The 1,460-nt window shown below is 44.0% G+C and carries 1 protein-coding gene; it reads left to right on the plus strand.

Annotated elements, in window-relative coordinates:
* The first annotated feature begins 142 nt into the window (after positions 1-142).
* On the plus strand, positions 143-1,414 hold the full coding sequence (locus IV84_RS10380) for an ISL3 family transposase (protein ID WP_035181568.1): 1,272 nt from the start codon (positions 143-145) through the stop codon (positions 1,412-1,414).
* Positions 1,415-1,460 lie beyond the last annotated feature (46 nt).

A 1,460-nucleotide genomic window follows, 5' to 3' on the forward strand; every position in this document is an offset into this window, starting at 1 on the left:
TCTACAATATCTGTTGTTGGTAATAGATTTTTATCTATTACTGATGACAGATTTTTTGTTTATCATTAGAATAAAAAAGCGGACATCTCCCGTCCGTTAACTTGCTCCCACCACAGAATTAAGTCAAGAAAGGAAATGCCCTATGTCAAATGATACTACGAAAATGTTGTTAGGAATAGATGATGAACACTTAATAATTGAGGAAGGACAAGTGGGTGATGATGGAGTGATTCGATTGGTGGGGTCCCTAAACTACACCCCCAAGGCATGCCGCAATTGTGGGATTATCAATGATCACCAAATTATTGGCTATGGTTGGCGGAAGACCACCATTAGATTCGCAAAAACATTGGGCAGCACCGTTATCCTGTGTCTCAATCGGCGAAACTTTCACTGTAAGGCTTGTCATACCAATTTCCTGGCGCAGACGAATGCGGTGCCGAAACACTGCACGATTTCAAATACGACCCGCAAACAATGCTTAGAAAAACTGACCGAACCGGTTTCGCTCAAACACATTGCCGATGAGTTATCCACTTCGGATTCATTCGTTGGTCGGCAGCTCTTGCGCGCTGAACGGGACTTTCAAACCAACTGGCACTATTTACCAAAAGTTCTCCTCATGGACGAAGTTAAAAGCACTAAGAGCGCCACCGACGCGATGAGCTTTGAATTTATGGACGCGGAAACCCACGAATTGATCGACCTGTTACCCTTTAGGACCATCTATCAGCTTCAAAAGTATTTCCAGCATTACGACCAGGCTGCGCGAGAAAATGTGAAAATTATCGTCACCGATATGAACTATACCTATCCCAAATTGGTGGGGCAGATCTTTCCGAACGCCATCGTTGTCATCGATCCGTTCCACTTGGTTAACGCTTTAAATCGAGCTTTTAATAAGACGCGGGTGCGCCTCATGAAAACCCTGGCGACTTCCTCACGCGAGTATCACGCCCTAAAACGCTATTGGAAACTATTATTAACGCCGGAAAATCACCTCAACTACGAAGCTTTCCGTAAGTGGACAAACTTCCCTTATCCAGCGACTGCCACTGATGTGGTTGATGCTTTATTGGACATTGATCCCGAGCTCAAGCAAACTTACAACGTGATGAATCGGTTACGTGAAACCATCAAAAACCGTGATTGGCCCAACTATAATCAAGTATTCCATCACTTAGAGGGCTGCTCGGAAGAGATGTTGGCAACCCTCCAGACCCTAGCGACTCATCATGATGAAATTGGCAATACCTTTACTCACCATTACACCAACGGGCCCTTAGAAGGTTCAAACAACAAGATTAAAGTCATTAAACGCACTGGATTTGGTTACCGAAACTTCTTCAGATTCCGGCTAAGAGTGCTGTTCGCTTTTCGAGTTCATACAAAAAGAGCTCTAATCACCAAGTGATTAGAACTCCAATATTTTGTTCACCAACAACAGTTGACGAAGAACC

The organism is Pediococcus damnosus (assembly GCF_001437255.1).
Classification (GTDB): domain Bacteria; phylum Bacillota; class Bacilli; order Lactobacillales; family Lactobacillaceae; genus Pediococcus; species Pediococcus damnosus.